Here is a 26,750-nt window from a genome sequence, read left to right as displayed (position 1 = left end):
GATCAGACCTTGTCGGGCGCTTTCACTGCGAGCAACGCGAGTAACCCGACGAACAACACGACGAGCAGACCACCGATGCCCGCACGGTCCGCGTCGAACAGCCACACGAACAGCCCGAACAATGTGGGTGCGAGGAACGAGACTGCACGGCCGGTCGTGGCGTACAGACCGAAGAACTGACCCTCGCGCCCCGGTGGTGCCAGACGCGCCAGGTAGGTCCGCGACGACGACTGCGCCGGCCCGACGAACAGACACAGCACCAGGCCGAACACCCAGAACAGCACCGGGCCGGACACGAACAGCAGCACGATTCCCGCGACGATCATCGACACGAGTGAGAACACGATGACGGATTTGGGTCCGGATCGATCGTCGAATCGGCCGGCGGTCACCGCGCCCAGACCGGCGACGACGTTGGCGGCGACGCCGAAGAGCAGCACGTCTGCCGAGCTGATGCCGTAGACACTCACCGCAAGAACAGCACCGAACGTGAACACCCCGGCCAGACCGTCGCGGAACAGCGCGCTCGCGATCAGGAAGTAGACGCTGCGCCTGTCGGCAGTCCACAGCTCACGCAGGTCGCGGAACAGCACCTTGTAGGATTCCAGCATTCCGGCCTTGGCGGCGCCTGGATCCTGGTCGGTGGACGGCAGTTCGGGAACGGTGAGCAGGACGGGAATCGCGGAGACTGCGAACCACACCGCGGCCAGCAGGGCGACGAGCCGGATGTTCATGCCGCCGTCGGTGGTGATGCCGAACAGTCCTCTGGTGTCACCGTCACCGGTGATGAAACCGAAGTAGCAGATCAACAGCAGAACGATGCCGCCGAAATACCCCATCGACCAACCGAATCCGGACACGCGGCCGATGTTGGCCGGCGTGGAGACCTGACGAAGCATGGCGTTGTACGGAACACTGGCCAGTTCGAACAGGATCGAGCCTGCGGCGAGCAGCACCAGGCCCAGCCACAGGTAGTGATAGTCGTCGGCGACGAAGTACAAGCCGGCCATCGACGCGACAGTGAGTCCGGTCAACAACGCCAACGAGCGCTTTCGGCGGCCACGGGCGTCGAAGCGTTGGCCGGAGACAGGCGCAAGTATCGCGATGACGACGCCTGCTGCTCCGATCGCCCAACTGAACCACGACGTCGCCGAGATCGACCCGGGCAGATCGTCGCCCACCGCATCGGTGAGGTACACCGAGAACACGAACGTCAGAATCACCGCGTTGAACGCGGCCGATCCCCAATCCCAGATACCCCAGGCGAATACCTGCTTTCGGGTCGTTGCGACGCCTACGACGGCAGTGTCGGCCGGAGTGTTCATGGGCAAAGCCTAAGCCAGCACGTGCAGCACAGCATTGTACTGCGGTATATGCACCTGGTTGCATAGTCACCCTGTTGCATACATACTGGCTGTCGTGGCACTCGAGCACGCGATACTCGTTTCCCTGACCGAATCGAACGGCTCCGGGTACGAACTGGCGCGCCGATTCGACAAGTCGATCGGCTTCTTCTGGAGTGCAAGCCATCAGCAGATCTACCGGGTGCTGACGCGTATGGACGCGGCCGGATGGATCGTGGGCAACTCCGTCGTGCAGGACGGCAGGCCGGACAAGAAGGTCTATTCGGTCAGCCGGAGCGGGCTCGACGAGCTGGATCGCTGGATCGCCCGACCCACCGATCCGAGTGCGCTCCGGGAGGAACTGGCCGTCAAGATCCGGGGCGCAGCACACGGTGACGTCGAGGCATTACGCACCGAGGTCCGCCGACACCGGGATGTCCATGCGGACAGGCTCGAGCTCTTTCGACTCATCGAGAAACGCGATTTCCCATCACCGTCCTCCCTCTCGGGTACCGCACTGCATCAGTACTTGGTGCTGCGCGGCGGAATCCGTGTCGAGGAGGGCTTCGCCGAATGGTGCGACGAGATATTGGAGCGATTGTGACCGGTACCGAGAACTACCCGATTCTCCTGTCGCCGTTGAAGGTCGGCAACACGACGTTGAAGAATCGCGTCATCATGGGATCCATTCACACCGGTTTGGAGGACCGAGCGCGTGACACCACTCGACTGGCGGCCTATTTCGCCGAACGCGCGCGCGGTGGCGTCGCGCTGATCGTCACCGGTGGCTATGCACCCAACCGCACCGGATGGCTCCTCCCGTTCGGCGCCAAGCTCACCAACCGAGTCGAGGCGCGGCGGCATCGCACGATGACGGACGCGGTGCATGCGGAAGGCGGCAAGATCGCTCTGCAGATCCTGCACGCAGGTCGGTACTCGTATCAGCCGTTCAGCGTGTCGGCGTCGTCGATCAAGGCCCCCATCAATCCATTTCGCCCGCGGCGCCTCACTGCACGAGGTGTCCGGTGGCAGATCCGCAATTTCGTGAGGTGTGCGCGGCTGGCTCGGTCCGCCGGGTACGACGGCGTCGAGATCATGGGCGGCGAGGGATACTTCATCAACCAGTTCCTCTCCGAGCGCACCAACAAGCGGCGCGACGAGTGGGGCGGTAGCGCAGAGAACAGGCGTCGTATCGCGGTCGAGATCGCCCGTCGTATCCGTGCGGAGGTCGGCACCGACTTCCTGGTGATGTTCCGATTGTCCATGGCCGATCTCGTCGAAGGCGGACAGAGCTGGGACGACATCGTCGCCCTGGCACAGGATTTGGAGAGCGTCGGTGTCGACGTCATCAACACCGACATCGGCTGGCACGAATCCCGCGTGCCCACCATCGTCACGTCGGTTCCGCGCGCAGCATTCGCCGACATCACCGGAAAGCTCGACAAGCATGTCGACATCCCGGTGGCGGCGTCGAATCGAATCAACATGCCCGACATCGCGGAAGGGATTCTCGCACGCGGGGACGCGCAGCTGATCTCGATGGCGCGGCCGATGCTCGCCGACCCGTTCTGGGTGCGCAAGGCCGAAGCGAACGCAGCGGACTCCATCAACACGTGCATCGCGTGCAACCAGGCGTGTCTGGACCACGCGTTCGTCCACAAAACAGTCTCCTGCCTGGTCAACCCCCGCGCGGGACGTGAAGTCGAACTGCAGTTGCTGCCTGCCCGCAGAACCAAGAAGGTCGCGGTCGTGGGCGGCGGTCCGGCAGGGCTGTCCGCCGCGCTCGAAGCTGCCCGACGCGGCCACGCCGTCAGCCTGTTCGAGTCCAGGCCGGCATTGGGTGGCCAATTCGGTATCGCACAACGCATTCCGGGCAAGGAGGAGTTCTCCGAGACCATCCGATACTTCACGACAGCGCTGCGCGACGCCGACGTGGCCGTCCACCTCGGCTGGCGCGTCACCGCCGCCGAGCTCGTCGCAGGCGACTTCGACGAGGTGATCGTCGCGACCGGCGTGATACCGAGAATCCCGTCGATACCCGGAATCGATCATCCGTCGGTGCTGTCCTACGCCGACGTCGTCGAACACGGAAGACCGGTGGGTGACCGCGTGGCCGTCATCGGTGCGGGCGGCATCGGCATCGACATCTCGGAATTTCTGACGACCGACGCCTCCCCCACGCTGGACCTGAAGGAATGGAAGCAGGAGTGGGGTGTCACCGAACCGGAAGCGGCGCCGGGAGCGCTCACCACACCCGTCCCCGCGCCGTCGCCGCGTGAGGTCTACCTGTTGCAGCGCAAGAAGGGACGAATCGGCGCGGGGCTGGCGAAGACGACGGGATGGGTGCACCGCGCAGCGCTGAAAGCCAAAGGCGTGCAAGAGCTCTCCGGTGTGAACTACGAACGCATAGACGACGAGGGTCTGCACATCACCTTCGGCGAGCGCCACGAGCGTCCACGCACACTTGCCGTCGACACCGTCGTCGTGTGCGCGGGCCAGGAACCCGTCCGCGATCTCGTCGACGACCTACGAGCCGCGGGAACGACGGCCCACGTCATCGGGGGCGCGGATGTCGCTGCCGAACTCGACGCCAAGCGCGCCATCGAGCAAGGAACACGCCTCGCCGCGTCCATCTGATTCCCACCGGGTGATTCCAGCCGGGTCGATCCATCCACTACCCTGTCTCAGCGTGAGCCTGCCCAGTCCTGCGCCCGAAGCCCGTGCTGTCGTCACCGGAGCGTCCTCCGGAATCGGCGAGGCACTGGCCACAGAACTCGCCGCCCGCGGTCATTCGCTGATCGTCGTGGCGCGGCGCGGTGAGTTGCTCGAGGCACTTGCCACCGAGCTCCGCGCCGCGCACGGGGTGACCGTCGAGGTCCGAGTTCTCGATCTCTCCGACCGGGATGCCCGCGTGTCGTTCGCCGACGAGTTGGCGCAGCGGGAGATCAGCATTCTGTGCAACAACGCGGGTATCGCCACGTTCGGGCCGGTCGCGAACCTCGACCCCGCGTACGAACGGGACCAGGTGGAATTGAATGCAGTCGCCGTGCACGACCTCACGCTCGCAGTCATTCCAGGGATGGTGGCGCGCGGCAGCGGCGGAATTCTGATCACGGGTTCGGCGGCCGGGAACATGGCCATCCCGAACAATGCGACCTACGCGGCGACGAAGGCGTTCGTCAACACGTTCTCCGAGTCGCTGCGGCTCGAACTCAAGGACAGCGGAGTGAACGTCACCCTGCTGGCCCCCGGCCCCGTTCGCACCGAGACTCCCGATCCCGCCGACGCGTCCATAGTGGACAAGCTGGTCCCGGATTTCCTGTGGATCGACAGCGCCTACACGGCCAGGCTGTCACTGGATTCGTTGGCGAAGAACAAGATGCGGGTGGTGCCGGGTCTGTTGTCCAAGGGCATGTCGATCGCGGGCCAGTACAGTCCGCGGGCCATCTCGGCCCCCATTGTCGGAAGCTTCTACAAGAAGCTCGGCGGCTGAACACTCACCGCGGGCGGAAGTGATCCAGCGAATCGGACACGATCGACAACGCGGTGTCGGTATCCACCGACGGGGCCAGTTCCGGGATCAGCACCGTCACCCCGTCGCGGACGCCTTGGCACCGCAGCACCGTGGAGTCCGGTCGCGTCGGGCCTGTACTCCTGCCTGATTCGGTCGATTCCCCAGGCTCCACTCCGGCCGACACGGGCGAGTTCACCGTCACCAGGCACTCGGCGTCACCCGAGGTCTCGATACGTTCTGGCGGCGACGGCAACCGAAGCCGTTCGGCACTGGCATCGCCCGCCCGTGTGCTCCACAAGCGAGGACTCGGCGCCTCGACGGCATAGACCGTCACCAGAACCCGGAGCGACTCGTCCGCGTAGCCCTGCGCGGCGGCGTCGGCCCCGTCGTACGCGGCGCTGAGCCCCGCGACGGCATCCTCGCGCTGCGGGCCGGAGTCGTCGTCTCGTTCGAATCGCTCCATCTGCTGCTGCATCGTCCGGAGCCCGGCGACGGAATCCGGGAACTCCAGAGCCTGCTGCGCATTCGCCGAACCCGAACTGCAGCCGACGACGGCCGCGATCGCAACGGGTGGTACCAACCAGGATTTCTTCATGCAGTCGATCCTCTCGCTGACGCGGGGCGGCCGATATGAGTAGTTCTACCGGTTTCGCGGGGTGAAACCACCTCCTAGGCTAAACGGACAAACCGCCCGGGAGGACTTGTTCGATGATCGACCGCACACCCATCGTGTCCATCGCTGTCGTGGCCGCCGCCGTGCTGATCGGAGGATGCAGTCGGTCCGAGGTCACCCACACGGTGAACGGCGAGACGGTGCAACCCGATCCACCGGCCGGCGCAGCCGCCGAGGTGGACCCCTGCTCGGTCCTGTCCGAGAACACGCGCATCCGTCTCGGATTGGCGGACATCGAGCCGGTCGAACTGCCGAAGACACCGGACGGGGGCTGCACCTGGGACGGCAACAGCCGCTACCTCCTGCCGAATCTGACGCTGTGGGTGAGCGGGCAGACCGACGCCGATCCGAACGACGACGTCGTCGACATCGCGGGCGTTCCGGTCAACGTGTACAACATCGCGGGCACGTCGGGGCGACTCATCGCGTACTTCGACGACCTGACGCTCAGCCTGAACTACATCAAGGCAAAGGTGGAGATCGACACCTTCGATGCACTGGAGGCCGCGATGACCGACGTGTTGGACGGGTACTCCCGCACCGCGTGAACCAATCGCTCACGCGGCTGCGGCCGTACCCTCACCGTCGACGCCGACGACCTGTGCCGAAAATGCTTCGTGAAATCTCCCGTCCGGCAGCCGAAGCCGCAGAGCGGAGGAAACTCTTGACTGCGGGGTTGCCCATGATTCGTTCCGCCGCTGAGGGCCCTTCGGGTTCCGATGGCGGTAGATCGGGCAGGTCCGCAGGCAACGGCGGCAGATCGAACGTTTCGGTCGGCGCGGGTACGTCGGTGACACGGGCCTCCAATTTCTCGTAGGCCGACTCACGATCGATGGTCTCGCGATACTTGGGTCCGAGAGTGCTCGCCGAGGCCGCAGCACCGATGGCGTCGTTGCCTATGGTGTCCATCAGCGAGCGCGGCGGGCGGATCTTGGTCCATGCCACCGGCGTCGGCGCGCCCTTCTCCGACAGTACGGTGACGATGGCCTCGCCGGTGCCGAGCGAGGTGAGCGCCTTCTCGAGGTCGTACGCTTCGGTTTTCGGATAGGTGCGGACGGTCTTGTTCAGCGCCTTCTGGTCGTCGGGCGTGAATGCCCTCAGCGCGTGCTGAATTCGCGCGCCCAGCTGTGACAGCACTTCGTTCGGCACGTCCGTCGGGAGCTGTGTACAGAAGAACACACCGACGCCCTTCGAACGAATGAGCTTGACGGTCTGTTCGACCTGCTGCAGAAAGGCTTTGGAGGCGTCGGCGAACAACAGGTGAGCTTCGTCGAAGATGAACACCAGCTTGGGTTTGTCGATGTCACCGACCTCGGGCAGGGTCTGGAACATGTCGGCCAGGACCCACATCAGGAACGTCGAGAACATCACCGGCCGGGCGGCGTGTGCCCCCAGCTCGAACAGCGTGATGATGCCCTTGCCGTCGGCGCCGACCCGGAGCAGATCCTCGGTGTCGAGCTCGGGTTCGCCGAAGAAAGTGTCCCCTCCGTCGGCTTCCAGGTTGACCAGGGAACGCAGGATGACGCCCGCGGTCGCAGCCGATACTCCTCCGATGCCCTTCAGATCCGCCTTGCCCTCGTCACTGGTGAGATGGGTGATGACGGCACGCAGATCCTTGAGGTCCAGCAACGCCAAGCCTTGCTTGTCCGCCCAATGGAAGATCAAGCCGAGTGTCGATTCCTGAGTGTTGTTGAGACCCAGCACTTTGCTCAGAAGTATCGGACCGAACGCGGTGATGGTCGCGCGCACGGGGATACCGATGCCGTCGGTGCCGAGCGAGAGGAATTCGACGGGGTGACCGGTCGGACTCCACTCGGAATCTCCGGTCTCCACTGCACGCGCCCTGATCTTCTCGTTGTCCGCCCCTGCTGCCGACAACCCGGACAGGTCGCCCTTGATGTCGGCCATGACCACGGGAACGCCTGCACTCGACAACTGTTCGGCGATCCCCTGCAGTGTCTTCGTCTTTCCGGTACCGGTCGCTCCCGCGACCAATCCGTGCCTGTTCAGCGTCGCGAGGGGAATACGAATCCCCGCGGCTGGATCCGTCACGCCGTCCAGGACGACGGTCCCGAGCTCCAAGGCGGCTCCCGACGACTGATAACCCGCCGCTATCTCGGCTGCGACACCAGCCGGTACCTCAGCGCCCTGGGTTTCGGCGCCGTCGGCTTCGATGACCTTGGTTTCGGCGGCTTCGGCGTCCAGCGCTTCCTTCTCGGCCGCCTCTGCTGCAGCCAGGGCCTCGGCGGCAACTCGGGCCGCTTCGACGGCAGCGGCCTTGGCAGCCTTCGCCTTCTCCGCGGGGGTGAGAGTGGTGGAACCTTCCGACGCCGGATCGACCGTCATGTCTATCGATGCTCCTTGGTTCTCTTGCTTGCTGTCGTTCGGCTCGCACTGCGATCGCCACCGCAAACCTTAGCGGTGAGCATGGTCGCACTAGTCTGTGTCGTGTGCAGGACAAACTTGTGTGGATCGATTGTGAAATGACCGGCCTGGATTTGTCGAAGGACAAACTCATCGAGATCGCGGCGCTCGTCACCGACAGCGAACTGGAGATTCTCGGCGAGGGCGTCGACATCGTGATCCACGCCGACGACGACGCGTTGGCGTCGATGCCGGACGTGGTGAAGAAGATGCATGCCAAGTCCGGGCTGACCGACGAGGTGCGTGCGTCGACGGTGACGCTCGAGGAGGCGCAGCAGCAGGTGCTGGCGTACATCCGCGAGCATGTCCCGGTGGCCGGCACCGTGCCTCTGGCAGGAAACTCCATTGCGACCGACCGCGGTTTCATCTCGCGTGACATGGTCGAGCTGGACACCTACCTGCACTACCGCATGATCGACGTCAGTTCCATCAAGGAGCTGTCGCGTCGGTGGTACCCGCGGATTTACTTCGGGCAGCCACAGAAGGGGCTCGCGCACCGCGCCTTGGCCGACATCAAGGAGTCGATCAAGGAGTTGAAGTACTACCGCCGGACGGTGTTCGTACCCGAGCCCGGCCCGTCGACCAGCGAAATTGCCGCGGTCGTCGAGGGGCTCGACACACCGTCGTAGGGGCGATTCGCAACTGACGAATCGAACCGCTAGTATTGTCGTCGCTGCTGAAACAGAGCCTGAACGGGCGAAGAAGATGTGGCTATGGTGGGTGTAGTTCAGCTGGTAGAGCACCAGGTTGTGATCCTGGGTGTCGCGGGTTCGAGTCCCGTCACTCACCCCATAGAAGCAAGAGAGCCGGTCTCCGCACGGAGGCCGGCTTTCTTGTCGTTCGAGGCGTCCTCCTCCTCCACGTCGACCGGCAGTCCGTAGTCCTGGCCGCCGAATTACGTTGTTGTAATTCAACTTTCGAGTTTCCTATGAGGTTCATGTGACGTACGGTTACAAATGGCACTTTTGGGGAAGAAAAGTACCAACGTGATAGCTGTGAACACGCAGCGTTGATTCAACGCGCCCCGAAACGCGCCACCAGCAGTTCTGAGCCCAGTTTTCGTTCGAGTCGGGCACTAGATCAGGAGGCAGTTCACGTGGGTCGAAGAGTTCACAAGGCGATTGCGGGTTCGATGTTGTCGGCGGCGCTGTGCCTCGGTACCACGGGTCTGATCAACCCGGCCGTAGCCACGGCGCAGCCGACCATCGAGCTGCCCGTCATCCCGATTCCACAGCCCGACGCGCAGCAGAGAGCGGCCATTCTCGCCGCGGTGCTGGACGCTACCGGGGTGCTGATCAACGAGGTCGCCTCCGTCATTCTCGACTCGGACTTCGGGCCGGCACCGGACACGGCTCCCGACGAGCCGGAGACTGCGGCCGCTCCCCCGTCGGTGGGTCTGGGTGGCTCGATCCTCCCGCTCCCCGCCAGAAGCTACGAAATCTCGTCCGGCTACGGCAGTCGCAACAATCCCACCGGAAACGGCGGCCAGTTCCATCAGGGCGTCGATTTCGCTGCGCCGTCGGGAACGCCGATCTACGCGGTGACAGGGGGAACCGTCGAACAAGCCGGAGATGCGGGTGACGGATACGGCACTCTCGTGCGCATCAAGAGTGGCAACACCGTCACGTACTACGGGCACCAATCGAGCGTGGACGTAGAGGTCGGCGACACCGTCGAAGCAGGCGACCGGATCGGGTCCGTCGGCAGTACCGGCAACTCGACAGGGCCGCACCTGCACTTCGAGGTCAGGAACAACGGATCGAGCATCGAGCCGGTGGCCTACCTGAAGACACTGGGCATCGATCCCGCTCGGTACGAGAAGCAGGGCTCCGACTAGACGCTCGACGCGTTGCCGGCTTTCCATTCCTCCCACGGAATGTTCCAGTCGCCGAGCCCGTCGACGCCGGACAGCGTGCCGCCCACGGTGTTCTTGACGACGACGATGTCGCCGCGCTTGGTGTTGTCGAAGACCCACTTGGCGTTGGACGGGCTCAGGTTGAGGCATCCGTGGCTGGCGTTGGAGTAGCCCTGCTGTCCCACGGACCACGGGGCGGAGTGGAAGAAGATGCCGCTGTAGGACATTCGGACGGCCCAGTCGACGGGGGTGCGGTAGCCGGCCGAGGAGTTGACAGGCACTCCGTAGGTGGACGAGTCCATGACCAGGTGATCGAAGCGGTCGCCGATGATGTAGACGCCGTTGTCGGTCGGTGTGCTGTCCTTGCCCATCGAGGTGGGCATGGTGATGACGTCCTGGCCGTTGACGTTGAAGGTCACCTGCTTGGTGTTGTCGTCGGCCGTCGCGACGACGGCGTCGCCGATGGTGAAGGACGTCGACGCGTTCTCCTGGCCGTAGATACCGTCGCCGAGGTCACGGCCGTACACGTTGACCGCAACGTCGACGCGGGTTCCCGACGCCCAGTAGTTCTGCGGCCTCCAGCGGACCTCGCGGTCGTTGACCCAGTAGAACGCGCCCTCGACGGCGGGCGTCGTGGTCACCTGGATGGCGTTCTGAGCGGCGATCTTGTCGGTGATCGTTTCGTCGAACTGGACAGCGACCGGCTGACCGATGCCGACGACGGCGCCTTCGCTCGGCAGAACGTACGGCTTGGTGAAGTTACCGGGCTGACTGGTGGTGAACGAGCTGACGGTCGTGCTCGATCCGCCGAGCCCGTACGCGTCGGCCTGCACGCGGTACTTTCGGTTGTATCCGAGCGGCTCGGTGTTGGTCCAGCTCAGACCGTCCGGGGAGATGGCACCCGATACGGGCACGCCCTCCGGGTTGAGCATCGTGACGCCTGCGAGCTTGCCGTCGACGACGCTCACGGTGACCGGATCCGCCGGGGAGAATCCGACCGCTCCGTCGTCGACGGTGGAGGTCAGCTTGGGCTTGAGGAGTTCGGCGATCGGGTTGGAGTCGATCGGGGCAGCGTCGATCTTGCTGTCGTTCGTCGGTGCACATCCGGACAGAACGACGGTTGCCGCCACCGATGCGACAGCCGCCAACACGACTCCGCGCGAGATCCTCATGCGCCACTCCACTTCACGACCGACCGATTGACGAGCACCCATCGAAAACGGACACTTCGACCACATAATGCCAGGCCATCACCTGCGCATCCAATTGAAATGCCGCTCCGAGAGTAACGTTCGAATACCAATCGGCCCGTTACCGACCTGTGTTACCTCACAGGCCGTGTCGGTGTCGCCGGTGACGCATCACCGGAAGCTCATGTTGTCGTCGACCAGCTTGCCGTACCGCAGAGCAGGCAGGTCGCGGAAGTAGTTCATGCGCAGTTTCCACGGAGCGGACGATCCCTGCTTGGGGAACGAATCGACCGAGCGGAGAACGTAACCGGCCGCAAAGTCGAGGAACGGTTCCTCCCCTATCGAGGCGTCCCGCTTCAGCCGCACTTCCCGCGCGCCGTTCCTGTCCATGTGTGCGAGCAGCCTGGCGACGTAGTCGGACACCAGGTCGGCTTTGAGGGTCCACGATGCGTTGGTGTAGCCGACGACGAACGCGAAATTCGGCACGTCGGTCAGCATCATGCCCTTGTACGCCATCGTGTCCGTGAGGTCGACGACGCGGCCGTCGACAGAGAGCGTCACGTTGCCGAACGCCACGAGGTTCAGTCCTGTCGCGGTGACGACGATGTCCGCGTCCAGATGTTCGCCGGACTTCAGATCGATGCCGGTGTCGGTGAACTTGTCGATGTGATCGGTGACGATGTCCACTTCGTTCTTGCGGATCGATCGGAACAGATCGTTGTCGGGAACCAGGCAGAGCCGTTGATCCCACGGGTTGTACCGGGGGGTGAAATGGGTGTCCAGGTCGTACCCCTTCGGGAGCCACCCTTCCTGGAGCTTCCTGATCTGCTTCTTCATGAACTTCGGGTAACGCTGGCACAGAACGTACAGTCCTATCGCGGTCACAGCGTTCTTCGTCCTGGTGATTCCGTACGCGGCACGCGCAGGTAGGTACTTGCGCAGACCGAGCGCAACCGGGTCCTCGGACGGCAAGGACATGATGTAGCTGGGTGAACGCTGCAGCAGCGTGACGTGCGATGCTTCACGAGCCAGGTTGGGCGCCAACGTGATCGCTGTCGCGCCACTGCCGATGACGACGACCTTCTTGCCGGAGTAGTCGAGATCCTCCGGCCATTTCTGCGGGTGGATCACGGTCCCACCGAAATTCTCGATGCCCTCGAACTCCGGAGTGAATCCCTTGTCGTAGTCGTAGTACCCACTGCAGCACATCAGGAACGACGCCTCGAAGGTCACGATCTCTCCGCCGGAACGCTGAGCAGTCACCGTCCACTTGGACGTCGCGGAGGACCATTCGGCGGACACGACCTTGTGGTGGAACCGAATGTGACGGTCGATCCCCTCGTCCTTCGCGGTGTCCTCGATGTACTCACGGATGTCCTTGCCGTCGGCGATCGACTTGTCGCCCGTCCACGGTCGGAAGTTGTACCCGAGGGTGTACATGTCGGAGTCGGACCGAATTCCTGGATATCGGAACAGGTCCCACGTACCGCCGATCGCGCCGCGGCTCTCGAGAATCGCGTACGTCTTGCCCGGCAGTTTCGCCTGGAGATGATGCGCCGCACCGATGCCGGACAGGCCTGCGCCGACGATGAGGAAGTCGACCGATTCCGTTTCGGTTCGCGATGAAGTGTCCGAGGGGGATGTCGTTGTCATCGGGTCTCTTTCGTCCGTGCCGTCTGGTCTACTTGTTGCGTGCGCTGGTCGAGCGCCCGAGAGCGGCGACTTCGGCGTCCATCTTGGGCAGCAATCTCGGTACGTGCTTCAACAGCGCCCTGTCCCCCACTGCCGAGTTCAGGACGGCACGGAACTTGCCCGCCACTCCGACCCAGCCGGGCACGTACACCTTCCGCTTGCGACCTTCGAGCCCCGCGACGAAGGCGTCGACGCATGTGTCGACGGTCATCGTTCGCCCGAACGGCCCCGGCATGACTTCGAGCATTTCACGGAACGCACCGAGATCGGATTTGGCGTCCTGAACGAGTGGAGTGTCGATCCAGGCCATGTGCGCAGATCCGACGCCAACGCCCTGGTGTGCGACCTCGAGCCGCAGCGCGTTCGCGAACTGCTCGACTCCGGCTTTGCTCGCGTTGTACGCCGCCAGGCCGGGGCACGCAGCGAATGCGGCGAGCGACGACACGACGAGGACATAGCCGTTGCGCTCGATCAACGACGGCAGCGCCGCCCGAACGGTGTGGAACACCCCGAGGACGTTGATGTCGATCACTCGCGCGAACGTGGCGGGGTCGACCTGGAGTACCGAGCCGTAGCTGGAGATGCCGGCGTTGGCCAGCACGAGGTCGATGCCGCCGAAGCGCGCAATGCCTGCGTCGACCGCGGCCTGCGTCGCGTCGAGGTCGCGGACGTCGGCCACGACGGTGACCGCGGCGTCGCCCAGCTCGACGCCCAGCGCGAGCAGTGGCTCCTCGTCGACGTCGGTCAACACCAGCTTGCTCCCCCGGGCCGCCAGTGCACGGGCTGTTTCCGCACCGATACCGCGTGCCGCGCCCGTGATGAAGACAACCTTGTTCGAGAGTGTGGGCATCGCCCGTCACCTCCAGTCTCCGTTCCCCCCGTATTGGGAACTGCTAGGTGTCACTTTCCATCTGATACGGACGGGTGTCAAGATTGGAACGAGCACACGGCGCCGTCAGCGAGGCTGGAGGTCCTTCGACAACCGTTCGGCTGCGGACACCAGAAGTGGAACGAACTGCTCAGCGGACTCCAGGGTCACCCGCGCGGTCGGCCCGGCGATGGACATGGCGGTGAGCGTCGGCGCTCCGATCACGGGAACTGCGAAACACCGAACACCCACCTCCTGCTCACCGTCGTCGATCGCATACCCGCGCGATCGGACGACGGCGAGATCCGCGAGCAGTGCGTCGAGGGAGTTCAGCGTGTTGACCGTCCGCGGGGCCATGCCGGTCCGCGAGACGAGGGCACGGACCTCGTCGTCGGGCAGCTGAGACAAGAGGGCCTTGCCCACCCCGGTGGAATGCGGAAGCACACGCTGACCCACTTCGTTGAACATCCGCATGGCGTGCTCCGACGGCACCTGAGCGACGTAGACGGCCATGTCGTCTTCCAGAAACGCCATGTTCGACGTCTCGTGCGTCTGCCGAACGAGCTCGGACAGATACGGTTTCGCCCATCCCCCGATCAATTTGGTTGCGCTGTCGCCCAACCCGATCAACTTGGTGCCCAACGCGTACCGGCGGGTGGCGAGCCGGCGAACGTAACCGAGCGTCACCAGGGTTCCGATCAGTCGGTGCACCGTGGGCATCGGAAGATCTGCGGCCTCGGCGAGTTCACTGATACCGATCGATCCTCCCGAGGCCGCCATGATGTCGAGAAGCTCGAATGCCCGCTCGACCGACTGCACTCCGCCACCCACCGCCATGGATCACCTCTCGACTCGTTCGGTTACCGCTACCCTATTTCACCTGCCGACCTCCACCGCTCGACTCAGGTGGAATGGTGTCGCGTGGCCACGGGCGGTGCCGCGGTGACCACGGACGGTGATGCCTTGTTTCCCTTGGTCAACACGTTGAAGGCGATGTTCAGAACCACGGCCACGATGCTGGCAGCGCTGATTCCCGAATCGAAGACCACGTGTACCCACTCGGGGAAGGCCGAGTAGAAGCCCGGCACCGCGATCGGAATGACGCCGAATCCCAGGGCGACCGCGACGATGACGAGATTCAGGTTGCCGTCGAAGTTCACTTTGGACAGTGTTCTGATTCCGCTGGCGGCGACCGAGCCGAACAACACGATCCCCGCGCCACCGAGCACGGGCAGTGGCACCGACGCCACCACCCGGCCCAACACCGGAAAGAGACCGAGGAACAGCAACACCGAACCGCCGGCAGCCACCACGTAGCGACTCTTGATCCCGGTGACGGCCACGAGTCCGACGTTCTGCGCGAAGGCACTCGCCGGGAAAGTCCCGAACACCGGTGCAACCGTCGTCGCGATCATGTCCGCCCGGAGCCCGTCCCCGACCCGCCGAGCATCGACGTCCGTGCCGACGATCTCGCCGACGGCAAGGATGTCCGCCGTCGTCTCGGTCATGATGACCAGAATGACGACGACCATCGAGATGATCGCGCCGATCTGGAAGACGGGCGCCCCGAATGCGAACGGCTCCGGCAACGCGAAGAAGCTGCCGGTCCCCACATCGGAGAAGTCGGCCTTGCCGACGGCGAACGCGAACCCGGTGCCGACGACGATTCCAATGAGTATCGACAGGCGAGAGAGCGTTCCCTGCACGAACCGGCTGACCAGGAGCACCACGGCGAGGCTGAAGCCCGCGAGACCGATGTTGGACATCGACCCCCAATCGGCAGCGCCCTGATCGCCACCCATCGCCCACCGCACCGTCACCGGAAGAAGCGAAATCCCGATCACCGTGATGATCGTGCCCGTCACGACCGGAGGGAAGAACCGGACGATCTTGCTGAAGAACGGCGTGATCAGAATTCCGATCGCACCGGCCGCGATGATGGCACCGAACACCGAGTTCAAACCGTCGGGACCACTGGCGATCGCAACCATCGTCGACACGGAAGCGAAGGAAATACCCTGGACCAACGGCAGTTTCGCGCCGACGTACGGAAGCCCGAGGGTCTGGAGCATCGTCGCAGCACCACTGACGAACAGTGCAGCCGACACCAGAACCGCAATCTGGGTGCCGTTCAACCCGGCCGCACCACCGACGATCAAAGGCGGCGCGATCACCCCGCCGTACATCGTCAGGATATGTTGCAATCCATAGAGATACGACCTACCGATCGACAGGCGCTCGTCCTCCGGACGCCCCTGATCACCCTTGTCATCTCCACTACCGGCCTTACCCTGGTCACTCCCGCGGGCTCCGCTCCCGGCCTTCCTCAGCTTCATGGCCTTCGCTCCTAACAGAATCCGGGTACGGTGGCCCACACGTGCCCGGCGTCGGGAACGTCGTCGCGTTTCACCGTCGCCTCGATCAGTCCGTACGGCCGGTCGGCGACGTAGAACACTTCACCTGGGTTGTCGAGTCCGAACGGCTCGAGATCGACGAGGAAGTGGTGGATGTTGGGCATGGAGAACTTGATCTCGCCGATCTCCGGGTGCGCTTCGAGGACTTGGGTTCCCATCTGGAACAGACTCTGCTGCAACGCCAACGAGTGGGTGGATGCGAAGGCGTCGAGCATGATCGACCGGACGTCGTCGAAGACCTTGTCGAAATCGAGGTCGGTGGACAGGTACCGCCACCGCGCGCTGACCGATGTCGCGAGAATGCGGTCGGTCGTCTCCTTCAGCGTCGTGTACCGATCCTTGGGGTATCCCCAGAACTCCGATGCCGTGGAGTTCAGGACGACGAGATCGCTGACGCCGGAGATCACCGTCGGGCCGGTTTCGTCGATGGTCACGACGGTGTTGCGCTTCTCGTCACTGCTCTTGACGAACGAGTGGTCGTAACCGTCGGTGCCCGACGGTATTCGCGCCCAGCTGTACTGCTCGATCTCCCACCTCCCGCCGTCGATCCAGTCGAAACTGTCGGTGAAGTGCCGGCCGAGACGCAGAGCGAAGTCCTCGATTGCGCCGAGTCCCTCTCGGGCGAAGGCGTACACGGTGTTCTTCTGGGTGTCCGTCGCGACGACGTGACTGTTGTCGCCGACGGTGTGGGCGGCTTCCAGATCACCCCGCAGCTGGGAGGTGACGCTGACGTCGGTGATGCGGTGACGCGGAGTGTCCCGATCGATTCTGACCAGGCGGCATTCGGCCTTTCCGTACTGATTTGCTCCGAGAACGATGCTCATGTCTAGCTCCCTCGATAGGTCGTGAATGCGAACGGGCTGAGAAGAAGTGGTACGTGGTAGTGCGAGGCGTCCGGGGCTGTCTCGAAGACGATCTCGACTGCGGGGTAGAAGGTGTGGACATCACGGTCGGCGTAATAGCGGCCGGTGTCGAAGGTGAGGCGGTATCGGCCTGGGTCGAGAGCGTCGGGGCCCAGGCTTTCGATGCGCCCTTCGGAATCGGTGACGCCCTGGGCGATCTCCTGCCGAGCATTCGAGAGTACGACCGAAACGCCCTGTGCAGGAGCGCCGCTGGACGAGTCGAGCACGTGGGTGGTGACGAAGCTACGTCCGGGCATCTACGACTCCCTCGCCAATCGCACGGCGGCGATCTCACGGAGTTCACGCTCGACGACGCGCTCCTCGACATCCGGTTCGTTGCCGAGGCGATGCTCCAGCATGTCGACGATGTCGTCGATGCTCCGGCCGGCAGCGCGAACGAGAAACACCCGGCCGAAGCGCCTCTCGTAGGCGATGTTTCCGTCGCGCAGCCGTCGCCGGACGTCGGTGGCCGACATGTCGAGGCCCGCCTGCTCCGCCCGGGCACTGCGTGCGTGGTCGTCGTCGCCCTCCGGGCGTTCCCCGATGCGAGGGTGCACGTCGAGCGCTCGGTCGATCTCGTCGGTGGTCAGTGGGGCTGCCGCAGCGAACACGGCCCGGCGTAACTCGTCGTCGTCCTCGTACGGCAGGTGCCCGACCATGTGCTCGATCCAACGAGGAACGTCGAGTGCCGCTGCAAGCATCCTCCGCACGTCGGGTTCGGCGGCTGCGTTCAGACGCTGTGCCGCGCCTACCTCTCCCAATTCCGTAATGCGAAATGTCGATTCCATATATTGAGCGTGACAGCCATCACATATTGCTGTCAAGAGTTTGTGCCGACGAGTTTGCCGAGAAGTCATGCCCATTGGAACGCAACGGATTTCGCATCATGGAATTGCCATCGGCAGGGGTCCGCACGGTTGACAGATCGCCGTGCGGTGGATCACACTTTCCTTATCGCTGGAATTTATATTCCACAATGCGAAATTCAATCGATCCGAGGAGGCATAGATGACCGAGCTGTTCTGCAACGGCGGAGCCATGCGCGGCGGCAACCTTCACCACAACGTCGCCGGCCACCCATTCGTCGGAACCGCCAGAACGACCGCCAAGTACCGCTTCTACTCGGTTCGCGACGAGTTCCCGGCACTACTGCTGGACGACGATTCAGGAGCGGCGATCGACGGCGAGCTCTACGACATCCCACTGGACGACATCCGGACTGCGTTTCTGCCCGACGAGCCACCGGAGCTCGAGCTGACAGTCGTCGAACTCGAGGACGGGCGTTCCGTGCTGGGCGTGGGACTGCGCCCCTGGGTTCTCGAGGAGCATCCGGACGATCTGACCGACATCACTCACACTGGAGGTTGGCGACAATATCGCGGGCTCTCGGTCCCGAGATGACGAAAGGTACAGCAATGCAGAACAACTCGTACACGGTCAACTGCTCCATCCTGTTCACCGACATTCCGCTGCTGGAGCGACCGGCTGCCGCGAAAGCGGCGGGGTTCGACGCCGTGGAATTCTGGTGGCCGTTTCCGACTCCGGTTCCCGGCGACAGCGACGTGGACGCGTTCGTCTCCGCCGTCCGGGATGCAGGCGTTCAGCTGACCGGACTCAACTTCGCCGCGGGCGACATGCCTGCGGGCGACCGCGGAATTCTGAGCGACCCCTCGCAGGTTCGTGCCTTCCGTGACAACATCGACGTCACTGTCGGCATCGGGAAGACGCTCGGCACCGGCGCGTTCAACGCGTTGTACGGAAACCGAATCGAGGGCAGCGACCCCGCCGAGCAGGATCGTGTCGCGGCCGAGAACCTGGCTGCCGCCGGAGCCGCTGCAGCCGACATCGGCGCCGTCGTGCTGATCGAGCCGGTCAGCGGTGCACCGGCATACCCGCTCCTGACCGCCGACGACGCCGTGGCCGTCATTCGACGCGTCGAGCGCGACCACGACGTACACAGCCTTCGTCTGTTGGCCGATCTGTATCACCTCGACGTCAACGGGGACGACGTCGCCGCCGCACTCGACTCCTACTCCGACCTCATCGGTCACGTTCAGATCGCCGACTCCCCCGGCCGCGGCGAGCCCGGAACCGGAACGCTCGACCTGCCCACCTACCTGTCGCAATTGAGCGGCAACGGCTACGACGGTTACATCGGCGTCGAGTACAAGGCCACTCGCCCCGACACCTTCTCCTGGCTGCGCGATACCTCGTCCTGGGTCGCCGCCCCCACCTCCACGTAAGGAATCTCCATGAGCACAATCGCTTTCATCGGTCTCGGAATCATGGGAAGCCCCATGTCCGTTCATCTCGCCGAGGCCGGACACCATGTCGTCGGCTACAACCTGACGCCCGACCGCACCGGCCCACTCGTCGCCGCCGGTGGCACCGCCGCGGACTCCATCGCGAAGGCCGTCGCCGACGCCGACATCGTGGCGGTCATGGTCCCCGATTCCCCCGACGTGCAGGAGGTGCTGCTCGGTAAGGACGGCGTGTTCGACCATGCCCGCCGCGGCACCCTCGTCATCGACTTCTCGAGCATCCGCCCGGACGTGACCGCCTCGCTTGCCGAGGAGGCCGCGACCCGCGGGTTCCGTTTGATCGACGCGCCCGTCTCGGGAGGCCAGGCAGGCGCCGAGAACGCCACGCTGTCGATCATGGTCGGTGGAAGCGCGGAGGACTTCGCCTCCGCCAAGCCGGTTCTGGACGTGGTCGGAAAGACGGTGGTACACGTCGGTCCCAGCGGGTCGGGGCAGACCGTCAAGGCCGCCAATCAGTTGATCGTCGCCGGCAACATTCAGGTTCTCGCCGAGGCCATCGCATTCCTCGAGGCGTACGGAGTGGACCTCGCGGCGTCGGTCGAGGTGCTCGGCGGAGGCCTCGCCGGGTCAGCAGTGCTGAACCAGAAGGCACAGAAGATGCTGGACAGATCTTTCGAACCGGGGTTCCGAATCGACCTGCACCACAAGGACCTCGGCATCGTCACCTCCGCTGCCCGAGAGGCAGGCGTCGTCGTGCCGATGGGTGCTGTCCTGGCCCAGCTGATGGCGTCGGCCCGGGCCAACGGCGACGGCGGGCTGGATCATTCGGCTCTCTACCGCGGGGTCGCTCGCCTGTCCGGAACCCTCGACACAGAAGCCACGGTGAACTGACATGCCCAAGATGCGCGCGGCCGATGCGGCCGTCAAGATTCTCGAACTCGAAGGCGCAACGACCGCGTTCGGTCTGCCCGGCGCGGCGATCAATCCCTTCTACGCCGCGATGCGTGACCACGGCGGCATTCGCCACGTCCTCGCGCGCCACGTCGAGGGTGCCTCGCACATGGCCGAGGGGTTCACCCGCGCCGCCGCAGGCAACATCGGAATCTGTATCGGAACGTCCGGCCCGGCCGGCACCGACATGATCACCGGCCTGTACTCCGCGATGGCCGATTCCATCCCGATCCTGGCCATCACCGGCCAGGCTCCCGTTGCACGGCTGCACAAGGAGGACTTCCAAGCCGTCGACATCGCCACGATCGCCGGGCCCGTCACCAAGATGGCGATGACCGTTCTCGAACCGGCGCAGGTACCGGGCGCGTTCGCTCAGGCATTCCACTTGATGCGGTCCGGCCGACCTGGGCCGGTCCTGATCGATCTGCCCATCGACGTACAGCTCGCCGAAATCGACTTCGATCCCGATACCTACCAGTCTCTACCGGTGCACAAGCCGCTGTGCTCTCGGGCGCAGGCCGAGAAGGCGATCGACATGCTCCTCGCCGCCGATCGCCCGTTGATCGTCGCCGGCGGCGGCATCATCAACGCCGACGCATCCGACCTCCTCGTCGAACTGGCGGAAATCCTCGACGTCCCCATCGTTCCGACCCTGATGGGATGGGGCACCATTCCCGACGACCACCGCCTCGCCGCGGGCATGGTGGGACTGCAGACCGCACACCGGTACGGAAACGCCACGTTGCTGGCGTCGGACTTCGTGTTGGGCATCGGCAATCGTTGGGCCAACCGGCACACCGGGGGCCTCGACACCTACCGCAAGGGGCGGAAGTTCATCCACGTCGACATCGAACCCACCCAGATCGGACGCGTCTTCGCGCCCGACTACGGAATCATCTCCGACGCCAAGGCTGCCCTCGAGCAGTTCATCGCGGTCGCCCGGGAACGCAAGGCAGCGGGAACACTGCGCGATCTCGGTGACTGGGTCGCGGCGTGTGCCCACCGCAAATCCACCATGCACCGACGCACCCATTTCGACAACGTGCCGATCAAGCCACAACGCGTGTACGAGGAGATGAACAAGGTCTTCGGCCGGGACACCCGATACATCAGCACCATCGGTCTGTCGCAGATCGCGGGCGGACAGTTTCTGCACGTGTTCTCCCCGCGCAACTGGATCAACTGCGGGCAAGCCGGCCCGTTGGGTTGGACCATTCCGGCCGCCCTCGGTGCCGTCGCCGCCGATTCGTCGGCGAACGTCGTTGCCCTCTCCGGTGATTACGACTTCCAGTTCATGATCGAGGAACTGGCCGTCGGAGCGCAGTTCAACCTGCCGTACGTGCACGTCGTCGTCAACAACTCCTATCTCGGTCTGATCCGTCAGGCGCAGCGCGCCTTCGACATGGACTTCTGCGTCCAACTCGGATTCGACAACATCAACACCCAGGAAGCAGAGGAGACCCTGCCCAAGGGATACGGTGTCGACCATGTCCGTGTCGCAGAAGGATTGGGATGCAAAGCACTTCGCGTGACCGAGCCGGAGCTGATCGGTGAAGCACTCGTCCGTGCCCGGACCCTGGCGTCGGAACACAAGGTCCCGGTCGTCGTGGAGATCGTGCTCGAGCGAGTCACCAACATCGCTATGGGCACCGAGATCGACAACGTCGGTGAGTTCGAGGAACTGGCCGTCACGTCGGCCGACGCACCCACTGCCCTGCTGATGATGGACTAGGAAAGGCACAGATGACCATCAAGGATTTCACTCACCTCACCGATCTCGCCTCACGCGCCCTGGGCGGAAGCGTCTCGGCCGCCAACGACGAACTGTTCGCCCAGCGGGAGAACCTGATTCGTCCTGAAGCACCGTTTTTCGATCCCCACGATTTCGGACACAAGGGCAAGGTGTACGACGGCTGGGAGACGCGGCGGCGACGCGACGACGGTGGCCACGACTGGGCAATCGTTCGTCTCGCGGCGCCGGGCATCGTCCACGGCGTGGTGGTCGACACCGCGTACTTCAAGGGCAACTATCCGCCTTTCGTGTCGGTCGAGGCCGCATTCGTCGACGGCTACCCGTCGATCGACGAGGTGATGAAGGCCGACTGGCAGACCATCGTCGCCAAGTCCCCGGCGGACGGCGACACTGCGAATCTCTACGAGGTCGCCGATCGACACCGCTGGACGCATGTCCGGTTGTCGATCTACCCGGACGGAGGTGTCGCTCGATTCCGTGTACACGGCAAGGTCGTCCAGGACCCTCGATTCCTCGGCGGCACGGTGGACTTGCTCGCCGCCGAGAACGGGGCCTCCCTGACCGAATGCTCCGACGCTTTCTACTCCTCCCCCGCCAACATCATCCTTCCGGGGCGCGCACGCAACATGGGCGAGGGCTGGGAGAACTCTCGTCGGCGCGGCGGCGGAAACGACTTCGCGATCTTCGAGCTGGCAGCGCCCGGCGTTCCCCGTCACGTGGAGGTCGACACCAGCTACTACGTCGGCAACGCGCCGGGATGGATCCGGCTCAGCGCGGTCGATTCTCGTCGGCGACACAAAGCGGACCACACCGCGTGGACCGAGATCCTCCCGCGCACAGCCGTACAACCGGATACCCGCCATCGTTTCCTGATCGATCGAGCCGAGTCGTACACGCACCTGCGCCTCGACGTCTATCCCGACGGCGGGCTGTCCAGGCTCAGACTCTTCGGCGAACTGGACGCCGAAGCGTTGGACAGCGTCGATCAGGCCTGGCAGGCGGCGTCCCCCTTCGAACTGGTCGGAGCCGACGGTGGCCGATAGGTTCGACCTGCTGATCAGGGCACCGCGCGCGATCGTCGACGGATGGGAGTGCGCGGTGTCGGTGGGAATTCGAGACGGGCGCATCGCTTCCCTCGATGCTCGGCACGCCGACGACGTCGTCGAACTCTCCGACGACGAAGTGCTGCTCCCTGGTCTCGTCGACACTCATGTGCACGTCAACGAGCCCGGACGCACCGAGTGGGAAGGCTTCGCCAGCGCCACCCGTGCCGCGCGGGCCGGCGGCATCACGACGATCGTCGACATGCCACTCAACAGCATTCCGCCGACCGTGGACGTGGACGCTCTCGAGATCAAGCGACGGGTGGCGGCCGATCGATCGGTGGTGAACGTCGGCTTCTGGGGTGGCGCAGTGCCGGGCAACGTCGACCAACTCCGTCCGCTGCACGACGCCGGTGCCTTCGGGTTCAAATGTTTCCTGCTGCACTCCGGCGTCGACGAGTTTCCACCGCTCTCGGCACCGGAACTCGAGAAGGCACTCATCGAAATCGCGTCGTTCGACGGGTTGATGATCGTCCACGCCGAGGACGCGGGCGTGATCTCGTCCGCGCCCCCGCCGTCGGGCACCGCGTATTCGGGTTTCCTCGATTCGCGACCCCGCGCAGCCGAGAACCTCGCCATCGCACAGGTCGTCGAGTTGTCCCGGCGCACAGGATGTCGCGTGCACATTCTGCACCTGTCGAGCTCGGACGCGCTGCCGCTGATCGCTGCGGCCAAGCAGGACGGAGTGCGCGTCACCGCCGAAACATGCCCGCACTACCTGTGTTTCGACGCCGAGGACATCCCGCCCGGTGCAACACAGTTCAAATGTTGTCCCCCGATCCGTGAGGCAGGCAACCGAGAACTGCTGTGGCAGGGCCTTGCCGACGGCATCATCGACACCGTGGTGACCGACCACTCCCCCTCGACCGTCGACCTCAAACGACTCGACACCGGCAATTTCGCCGACGCCTGGGGCGGGATCGCGTCGCTCCAGGTCTCACTGCCCGCAGTGTGGACCGAGGCGTCGCGTCGCGGACACTCGTTGGCCGACGTGGTGCGCTGGATGGCGGTGAACACCGCAGACCAGGTCGGTCTGCCCGACCGGGGGCGCATAGCCGTCGGCGCCGTGGCCGACCTCGTCGTCTTCGCCCCGGACCAGGAGTTCACCGTGGACGTCGCCTCCCTGCACCACAAGAACCCCGTCACCGCGTACGACAAGCTCGGCCTTCGCGGTGTGGTGCGTCGTACCTTCCTCGCCGCTCCGCAGCTCCTCTCCCGCAGGACCTGACCCGTCAGTGCACACGAGTCCGCCCCGGAAGCCACATTCGGCCCCGGGGCGTCGACTTGTGTGCAGTCAGGACACGCGTGCGTTCTCGATGTCGCGGTGAATCGGACCTGTGGACTGCACGAGGGGCAGGCAACTGCCGTCCCGTCGCAGTGCGGTGAATTCCGCGGCGATGGACAGGGCTGTTTCCTCCGGAGTGCGGGCGCCGAGGTCGAGGCCGATGGGCGATCGCAGCCGCGACAGCTCGCGGTCGGTGAGCCCGACGTCCCTGAGACGGCTCAGCCGGTCGAGGTGCGTTCGCCGCGAACCCATGGCTCCGACGAACGCGACGGGTAACCGTAGCGCCACATCCAGCAGCGGAACGTCGAACTTCGCGTCGTGCGTCAGGACGCAGACGACGGTGCGCGAATCCACCGGCGTGCGTGCGAGGTAGCTGTGTGGCCACTCCACCACCACCTCGTCGGCGTCGGGAAAGCGGGCCTCGGTCGCGAAGACCGGACGAGCGTCGCACACGGTCACTCGGTAACCCAGGAACTTCCCCAGCCTGGCCAGTGCACCCGCGTAGTCGATGGCACCGAAGATCAGCAATCGCGGCGGCGCGGCGTGAGACTGGACGAACACCTCGGCGTCGGGGCGGCATCGTACCGAACGGATGCCGGACGACCCACTGTCCAGCATGGCGAGCGCTTCGCTGGAGACCACGGCGTCGACGTCCGCGAAACCCGTGGTTCCCGTTGTCCCGTGCGCGCCGACCATCAGCACCGCACCGGTGGCGTCCAGCAGCTGGGCCACCGCCACGTCGGCACCGGTGGCCACCGCGTCGACGACGGACGCCGGCGGCGCGGTGGAGACGAACACCTCGATGACGCCGCCGCAGGTCAGTCCGACCGCGAAGGCGTCGTCGTCGCTGTATCCGAAGCTCTCCCTGACGGGCACACCCGTTGCGAGAACGTCGCGGCACAGCTCGTAGACAGCACCTTCGACGCATCCGCCGGACACACTTCCCACTGCTTCGCCGTCGGCTGCGACGGCCATCGCCGCCCCCGGCAGGCGAGGTGCGCTGCCGGAGACGGAGACGACGGTGGCGATGGCGTACGGCATTCCGACGGAATTCCAGGTCGCCAGTGACGATGCGATGTCGCGCATCAGGAGATCCCGAGCGCTTCCTCGATGGGATGCAGTGCGAAGTAGACCAGGAAGACAGCGGACATCACGTACAGCAGCCAATGTGTCTGTCGCACTTTGCCCTTGGCCACGCGAACCAGGGTGTAGGCGATGACACCGGCTGCGACGCCGACGGTGATGGAGTAGGTGAACGGCATGAGCACGATCGTCAGGAACGCGGGGATCGCGATGTCGGTGTCCGCCCAGTCGATCTTGCGTACGTGGGTCATCATCAGCGCACCGACCAGCACCAGTGCGGGTGCTGCCGCTCCGACCGGCACCACTCCGGCCAACGGGGTGAAGAAGATCAGGCTGGTGAGCAGTCCTCCGGTGACGACGCTTGCCAGTCCGGTCCTCGCTCCTTCGGTGACACCGGCCGCGGATTCCACCACGGCGGTGTTCGCGGATCCGTTGAATGCGCCGCCGACGATGGCACCGATGCCGTCGACGGTGAGGATGCGGCTCAGTCCTGGCATCTTGCCTTTCTTGTCGACCAGGCCTGCTTCCTCGCCGACACCGAGGATGGTGCCCATGGCGTCGAAGAATCCGGACAGTACGAGGGTGAACAGGACCACCGAGGCGGTGACGACTCCGGCTCGGGCGAACCCGCCGAAGATGTCCACGTCGAACAATAGGCCGAATTGCGGTGTGGCGACGATGGAGTCCGGCACCTTGGGCACGACGGGCCCCCACGCCTTCGGGTCGATGTCGATCACCGCGTTCAGAACGATCGCCAGATTGGTGGCGACGAAGATCCCGATGAGCATGGCGCCGGGCACGCGTCGGACGAACAGCATGAGCATCACGACGAGACCGACGCAGAACACGAAGACCGGCCAGCCGGCGAGTTTGCCGAACGTCCCGAGAGTCACGGCGGTGGCGGCAGATTCGTGGTGTCCGACGAAGCCGGCGTCGACCAGTCCGATCAAGGCGATGAACGCGCCGATACCCACTCCGATGGCCTGCTTGAGCACCAACGGTATGGCGTCCATGATGAGCTGTCGAACTCCGGTGAGCGCGAAGATCACAATGACGACGCCTTCGAGTACGACGAGTCCCATTGCCTGCGGCCACGTCATGTAGGGCGCGGCCTGGAACACCACGATGGGGGTCACACCGAGGCCGGCGGCCATGGCCAGCGGTGCGTTGCCGACGACGCCCATCAGTATGGTCGTGAGCCCAGCGGACAGCGCCACCATTGTGGACAGCTGTGCCGGATCGAGGGTGGCACCGGTGACGTCCTTGGCGTCACCGATGATGAGCGGAATCAGGACGATCAAGTACGCCATGGCGACGAATGTGGTGATGCCGCCACGGATTTCTCGGGACACGGTGGATCCGCGCAGTGAGATCGAGAAGAACTTGTCCAGCGGCGAGGTACTGCGTTCACGCGTGCCGGACGAATCGAGCTGAGTCAT

Annotated in this window: 25 protein-coding genes and 1 tRNA gene; 13 read left to right on the top strand and 13 right to left on the bottom strand. The window is 64.5% G+C overall.

Features of this window, described 5'->3' with window-relative positions:
- Positions 1-2: 2 nt before the first annotated feature.
- Positions 3-1,325: an MFS transporter gene (locus tag CH289_RS19505; protein ID WP_033190415.1), complete on the bottom strand. Its 1,323-nt coding sequence runs from the start codon at positions 1,323-1,325 to the stop codon at positions 3-5.
- A 94-nt stretch (positions 1,326-1,419) separates the two neighbouring features.
- Here CH289_RS19505 and CH289_RS19500 point away from each other — a divergent pair, with 94 nt between their 5' ends.
- From CH289_RS19500 to cmrA, 3 genes are read left to right on the top strand one after another with little or no spacing between them, the layout of a single operon-like run.
- Positions 1,420-1,947, top strand: coding sequence for a PadR family transcriptional regulator (locus tag CH289_RS19500; RefSeq protein ID WP_019664786.1), 528 nt, complete (start codon positions 1,420-1,422; stop codon positions 1,945-1,947).
- Positions 1,944-3,980: an NADPH-dependent 2,4-dienoyl-CoA reductase gene (locus tag CH289_RS19495; RefSeq protein ID WP_094728387.1), complete on the top strand. Its 2,037-nt coding sequence runs from the start codon at positions 1,944-1,946 to the stop codon at positions 3,978-3,980. Before CH289_RS19500 ends, CH289_RS19495 begins: the two co-directional genes overlap by 4 nt.
- A 52-nt stretch (positions 3,981-4,032) precedes the next feature.
- Positions 4,033-4,836 carry a mycolate reductase gene (gene cmrA, locus CH289_RS19490; protein ID WP_019664788.1) on the top strand — a complete coding sequence of 268 codons (804 nt, stop codon included), beginning with the start codon at positions 4,033-4,035 and terminating at the stop codon, positions 4,834-4,836.
- 4 nt (positions 4,837-4,840) lie between these two features.
- Here the strand turns inward: cmrA and CH289_RS19485 are convergent, their stop codons facing one another.
- Complete coding sequence (locus CH289_RS19485; RefSeq protein WP_019664789.1) at positions 4,841-5,452, bottom strand: hypothetical protein; 612 nt, start codon at positions 5,450-5,452, stop codon at positions 4,841-4,843.
- 113 nt (positions 5,453-5,565) lie between these two features.
- Between CH289_RS19485 and CH289_RS19480 the strand changes: the two genes are divergently transcribed.
- Positions 5,566-6,078: a hypothetical protein gene (locus CH289_RS19480; protein ID WP_020111704.1), complete on the top strand. Its 513-nt coding sequence runs from the start codon at positions 5,566-5,568 to the stop codon at positions 6,076-6,078.
- 31 nt (positions 6,079-6,109) lie between these two features.
- Here CH289_RS19480 and CH289_RS19475 read toward each other — a convergent pair whose 3' ends face one another.
- Complete coding sequence (locus CH289_RS19475; protein ID WP_033190413.1) at positions 6,110-7,876, bottom strand: helicase HerA-like domain-containing protein; 1,767 nt, start codon at positions 7,874-7,876, stop codon at positions 6,110-6,112.
- Between the two features lie 104 nt (positions 7,877-7,980).
- Between CH289_RS19475 and orn the strand changes: the two genes are divergently transcribed.
- The 3 genes from orn to CH289_RS19460 all read left to right on the top strand — a co-directional run bounded on the left by orn (position 7,981) and on the right by CH289_RS19460 (position 9,791).
- Positions 7,981-8,583, top strand: coding sequence for an oligoribonuclease (gene orn, locus CH289_RS19470; RefSeq protein WP_026347744.1), 603 nt, complete (start codon positions 7,981-7,983; stop codon positions 8,581-8,583).
- Positions 8,584-8,670: 87 nt separating this feature from the next.
- Positions 8,671-8,746, top strand: a tRNA-His gene (locus CH289_RS19465).
- 304 nt (positions 8,747-9,050) lie between these two features.
- Positions 9,051-9,791, top strand: a complete 741-nt coding sequence (locus tag CH289_RS19460; RefSeq protein ID WP_019664793.1) for a M23 family metallopeptidase — start codon at positions 9,051-9,053, stop codon at positions 9,789-9,791.
- Here the strand turns inward: CH289_RS19460 and CH289_RS19455 are convergent.
- The 8 genes from CH289_RS19455 to uraD all read right to left on the bottom strand — a co-directional run bounded on the left by CH289_RS19455 (position 9,788) and on the right by uraD (position 17,663).
- Positions 9,788-10,981, bottom strand: a complete 1,194-nt coding sequence (locus tag CH289_RS19455) for a L,D-transpeptidase (protein ID WP_371828027.1) — start codon at positions 10,979-10,981, stop codon at positions 9,788-9,790. The two genes, CH289_RS19460 and CH289_RS19455, sit on opposite strands and share 4 nt — an antisense overlap.
- A 189-nt stretch (positions 10,982-11,170) precedes the next feature.
- The gene (locus tag CH289_RS19450) at positions 11,171-12,652 is read right to left on the bottom strand and encodes a flavin-containing monooxygenase (protein ID WP_020111708.1); all 1,482 of its coding nucleotides are present in this window, start codon (positions 12,650-12,652) and stop codon (positions 11,171-11,173) included.
- Between the two features lie 28 nt (positions 12,653-12,680).
- On the bottom strand, positions 12,681-13,541 hold the full coding sequence (locus tag CH289_RS19445; protein WP_019664796.1) for an SDR family oxidoreductase: 861 nt from the start codon (positions 13,539-13,541) through the stop codon (positions 12,681-12,683).
- A gap of 105 nt (positions 13,542-13,646) precedes the next feature.
- On the bottom strand, positions 13,647-14,396 hold the full coding sequence (locus tag CH289_RS19440; RefSeq protein ID WP_019664797.1) for an IclR family transcriptional regulator: 750 nt from the start codon (positions 14,394-14,396) through the stop codon (positions 13,647-13,649).
- A 65-nt stretch (positions 14,397-14,461) separates the two neighbouring features.
- Positions 14,462-15,895: a nucleobase:cation symporter-2 family protein gene (locus CH289_RS19435; protein ID WP_157773031.1), complete on the bottom strand. Its 1,434-nt coding sequence runs from the start codon at positions 15,893-15,895 to the stop codon at positions 14,462-14,464.
- 11 nt (positions 15,896-15,906) lie between these two features.
- Positions 15,907-16,797 (bottom strand): factor-independent urate hydroxylase, encoded by an 891-nt coding sequence (gene pucL / locus CH289_RS19430; RefSeq protein WP_020111709.1) that lies wholly within the window; start codon positions 16,795-16,797, stop codon positions 15,907-15,909.
- A gap of 2 nt (positions 16,798-16,799) precedes the next feature.
- Positions 16,800-17,132, bottom strand: coding sequence for a hydroxyisourate hydrolase (gene uraH / locus CH289_RS19425; protein WP_019664801.1), 333 nt, complete (start codon positions 17,130-17,132; stop codon positions 16,800-16,802).
- Positions 17,133-17,663 carry a 2-oxo-4-hydroxy-4-carboxy-5-ureidoimidazoline decarboxylase gene (uraD, locus tag CH289_RS19420; RefSeq protein ID WP_094655404.1) on the bottom strand — a complete coding sequence of 177 codons (531 nt, stop codon included), beginning with the start codon at positions 17,661-17,663 and terminating at the stop codon, positions 17,133-17,135.
- Between the two features lie 220 nt (positions 17,664-17,883).
- On the opposite strand from uraD, the gene CH289_RS19415 reads away from it, so the two are divergent.
- The 6 genes from CH289_RS19415 to allB are packed head-to-tail and all read left to right on the top strand — an operon-like array spanning position 17,884 to position 24,171.
- Entirely contained in the window at positions 17,884-18,276 is a 393-nt protein-coding gene (locus CH289_RS19415) for an allophanate hydrolase-related protein (RefSeq protein WP_094626393.1), read from the top strand.
- 14 nt (positions 18,277-18,290) lie between these two features.
- Entirely contained in the window at positions 18,291-19,118 is an 828-nt protein-coding gene (locus tag CH289_RS19410; RefSeq protein WP_094626392.1) for a hydroxypyruvate isomerase family protein, read from the top strand.
- Positions 19,119-19,127: 9 nt separating this feature from the next.
- Entirely contained in the window at positions 19,128-20,027 is a 900-nt protein-coding gene (locus CH289_RS19405) for a 2-hydroxy-3-oxopropionate reductase (RefSeq protein WP_094710690.1), read from the top strand.
- A 1-nt stretch (position 20,028) separates the two neighbouring features.
- Entirely contained in the window at positions 20,029-21,819 is a 1,791-nt protein-coding gene (gene gcl, locus CH289_RS19400) for a glyoxylate carboligase (protein ID WP_094728386.1), read from the top strand.
- Positions 21,820-21,830: 11 nt separating this feature from the next.
- Positions 21,831-22,883: an allantoicase gene (gene alc / locus CH289_RS19395; RefSeq protein ID WP_019664807.1), complete on the top strand. Its 1,053-nt coding sequence runs from the start codon at positions 21,831-21,833 to the stop codon at positions 22,881-22,883.
- Positions 22,873-24,171 (top strand): allantoinase AllB, encoded by a 1,299-nt coding sequence (gene allB / locus CH289_RS19390; protein WP_020111716.1) that lies wholly within the window; start codon positions 22,873-22,875, stop codon positions 24,169-24,171. Before alc ends, allB begins: the two co-directional genes overlap by 11 nt.
- A 66-nt stretch (positions 24,172-24,237) precedes the next feature.
- On the opposite strand, the gene CH289_RS19385 is transcribed toward allB, so the two are convergent.
- Both CH289_RS19385 and CH289_RS19380 read right to left on the bottom strand, forming a co-directional pair.
- Positions 24,238-25,314 carry an XdhC family protein gene (locus CH289_RS19385; protein ID WP_094655402.1) on the bottom strand — a complete coding sequence of 359 codons (1,077 nt, stop codon included), beginning with the start codon at positions 25,312-25,314 and terminating at the stop codon, positions 24,238-24,240.
- Positions 25,314-26,750 carry an NCS2 family permease gene (locus CH289_RS19380; RefSeq protein WP_019664810.1) on the bottom strand — a complete coding sequence of 479 codons (1,437 nt, stop codon included), beginning with the start codon at positions 26,748-26,750 and terminating at the stop codon, positions 25,314-25,316. Before CH289_RS19380 ends, CH289_RS19385 begins: the two co-directional genes overlap by 1 nt.

Origin of the sequence: Rhodococcus sp. RS1C4 (assembly GCF_002258225.1) — a bacterium.
GTDB lineage: Bacteria > Actinomycetota > Actinomycetes > Mycobacteriales > Mycobacteriaceae > Rhodococcoides > Rhodococcoides fascians_E.
The sequence above is the reverse complement of the archived record's forward strand: the minus strand, read 5'-3'. Positions and strand labels throughout refer to the sequence as shown.

Excerpts from the sequence above, each read along its gene's own strand:
- CH289_RS19505 (WP_033190415.1), bottom strand. The coding sequence starts at position 1,325 with ATGAACACTCCGGCCGACACTGCCGTCGTAGGCGTCGCAACGACCCGA.
- uraH (WP_019664801.1), bottom strand. The coding sequence starts at position 17,132 with ATGCCCGGACGTAGCTTCGTCACCACCCACGTGCTCGACTCGTCCAGC.
- CH289_RS19405 (WP_094710690.1), top strand. The coding sequence starts at position 19,128 with ATGAGCACAATCGCTTTCATCGGTCTCGGAATCATGGGAAGCCCCATG.
- CH289_RS19445 (WP_019664796.1), bottom strand. The coding sequence starts at position 13,541 with ATGCCCACACTCTCGAACAAGGTTGTCTTCATCACGGGCGCGGCACGC.
- CH289_RS19435 (WP_157773031.1), bottom strand. The coding sequence starts at position 15,895 with ATGAAGCTGAGGAAGGCCGGGAGCGGAGCCCGCGGGAGTGACCAGGGT.
- uraD (WP_094655404.1), bottom strand. The coding sequence starts at position 17,663 with ATGGAATCGACATTTCGCATTACGGAATTGGGAGAGGTAGGCGCGGCA.
- pucL (WP_020111709.1), bottom strand. The coding sequence starts at position 16,797 with ATGAGCATCGTTCTCGGAGCAAATCAGTACGGAAAGGCCGAATGCCGC.
- alc (WP_019664807.1), top strand. The coding sequence starts at position 21,831 with ATGACCATCAAGGATTTCACTCACCTCACCGATCTCGCCTCACGCGCC.
- CH289_RS19480 (WP_020111704.1), top strand. The coding sequence starts at position 5,566 with ATGATCGACCGCACACCCATCGTGTCCATCGCTGTCGTGGCCGCCGCC.
- CH289_RS19475 (WP_033190413.1), bottom strand. The coding sequence starts at position 7,876 with ATGACGGTCGATCCGGCGTCGGAAGGTTCCACCACTCTCACCCCCGCG.
- CH289_RS19485 (WP_019664789.1), bottom strand. The coding sequence starts at position 5,452 with ATGAAGAAATCCTGGTTGGTACCACCCGTTGCGATCGCGGCCGTCGTC.
- CH289_RS19385 (WP_094655402.1), bottom strand. The coding sequence starts at position 25,314 with ATGCGCGACATCGCATCGTCACTGGCGACCTGGAATTCCGTCGGAATG.
- CH289_RS19415 (WP_094626393.1), top strand. The coding sequence starts at position 17,884 with ATGACCGAGCTGTTCTGCAACGGCGGAGCCATGCGCGGCGGCAACCTT.
- CH289_RS19450 (WP_020111708.1), bottom strand. The coding sequence starts at position 12,652 with ATGACAACGACATCCCCCTCGGACACTTCATCGCGAACCGAAACGGAA.
- CH289_RS19455 (WP_371828027.1), bottom strand. The coding sequence starts at position 10,981 with ATGAGGATCTCGCGCGGAGTCGTGTTGGCGGCTGTCGCATCGGTGGCG.
- CH289_RS19440 (WP_019664797.1), bottom strand. The coding sequence starts at position 14,396 with ATGGCGGTGGGTGGCGGAGTGCAGTCGGTCGAGCGGGCATTCGAGCTT.
- gcl (WP_094728386.1), top strand. The coding sequence starts at position 20,029 with ATGCCCAAGATGCGCGCGGCCGATGCGGCCGTCAAGATTCTCGAACTC.
- CH289_RS19380 (WP_019664810.1), bottom strand. The coding sequence starts at position 26,750 with ATGACTCAGCTCGATTCGTCCGGCACGCGTGAACGCAGTACCTCGCCG.
- CH289_RS19410 (WP_094626392.1), top strand. The coding sequence starts at position 18,291 with ATGCAGAACAACTCGTACACGGTCAACTGCTCCATCCTGTTCACCGAC.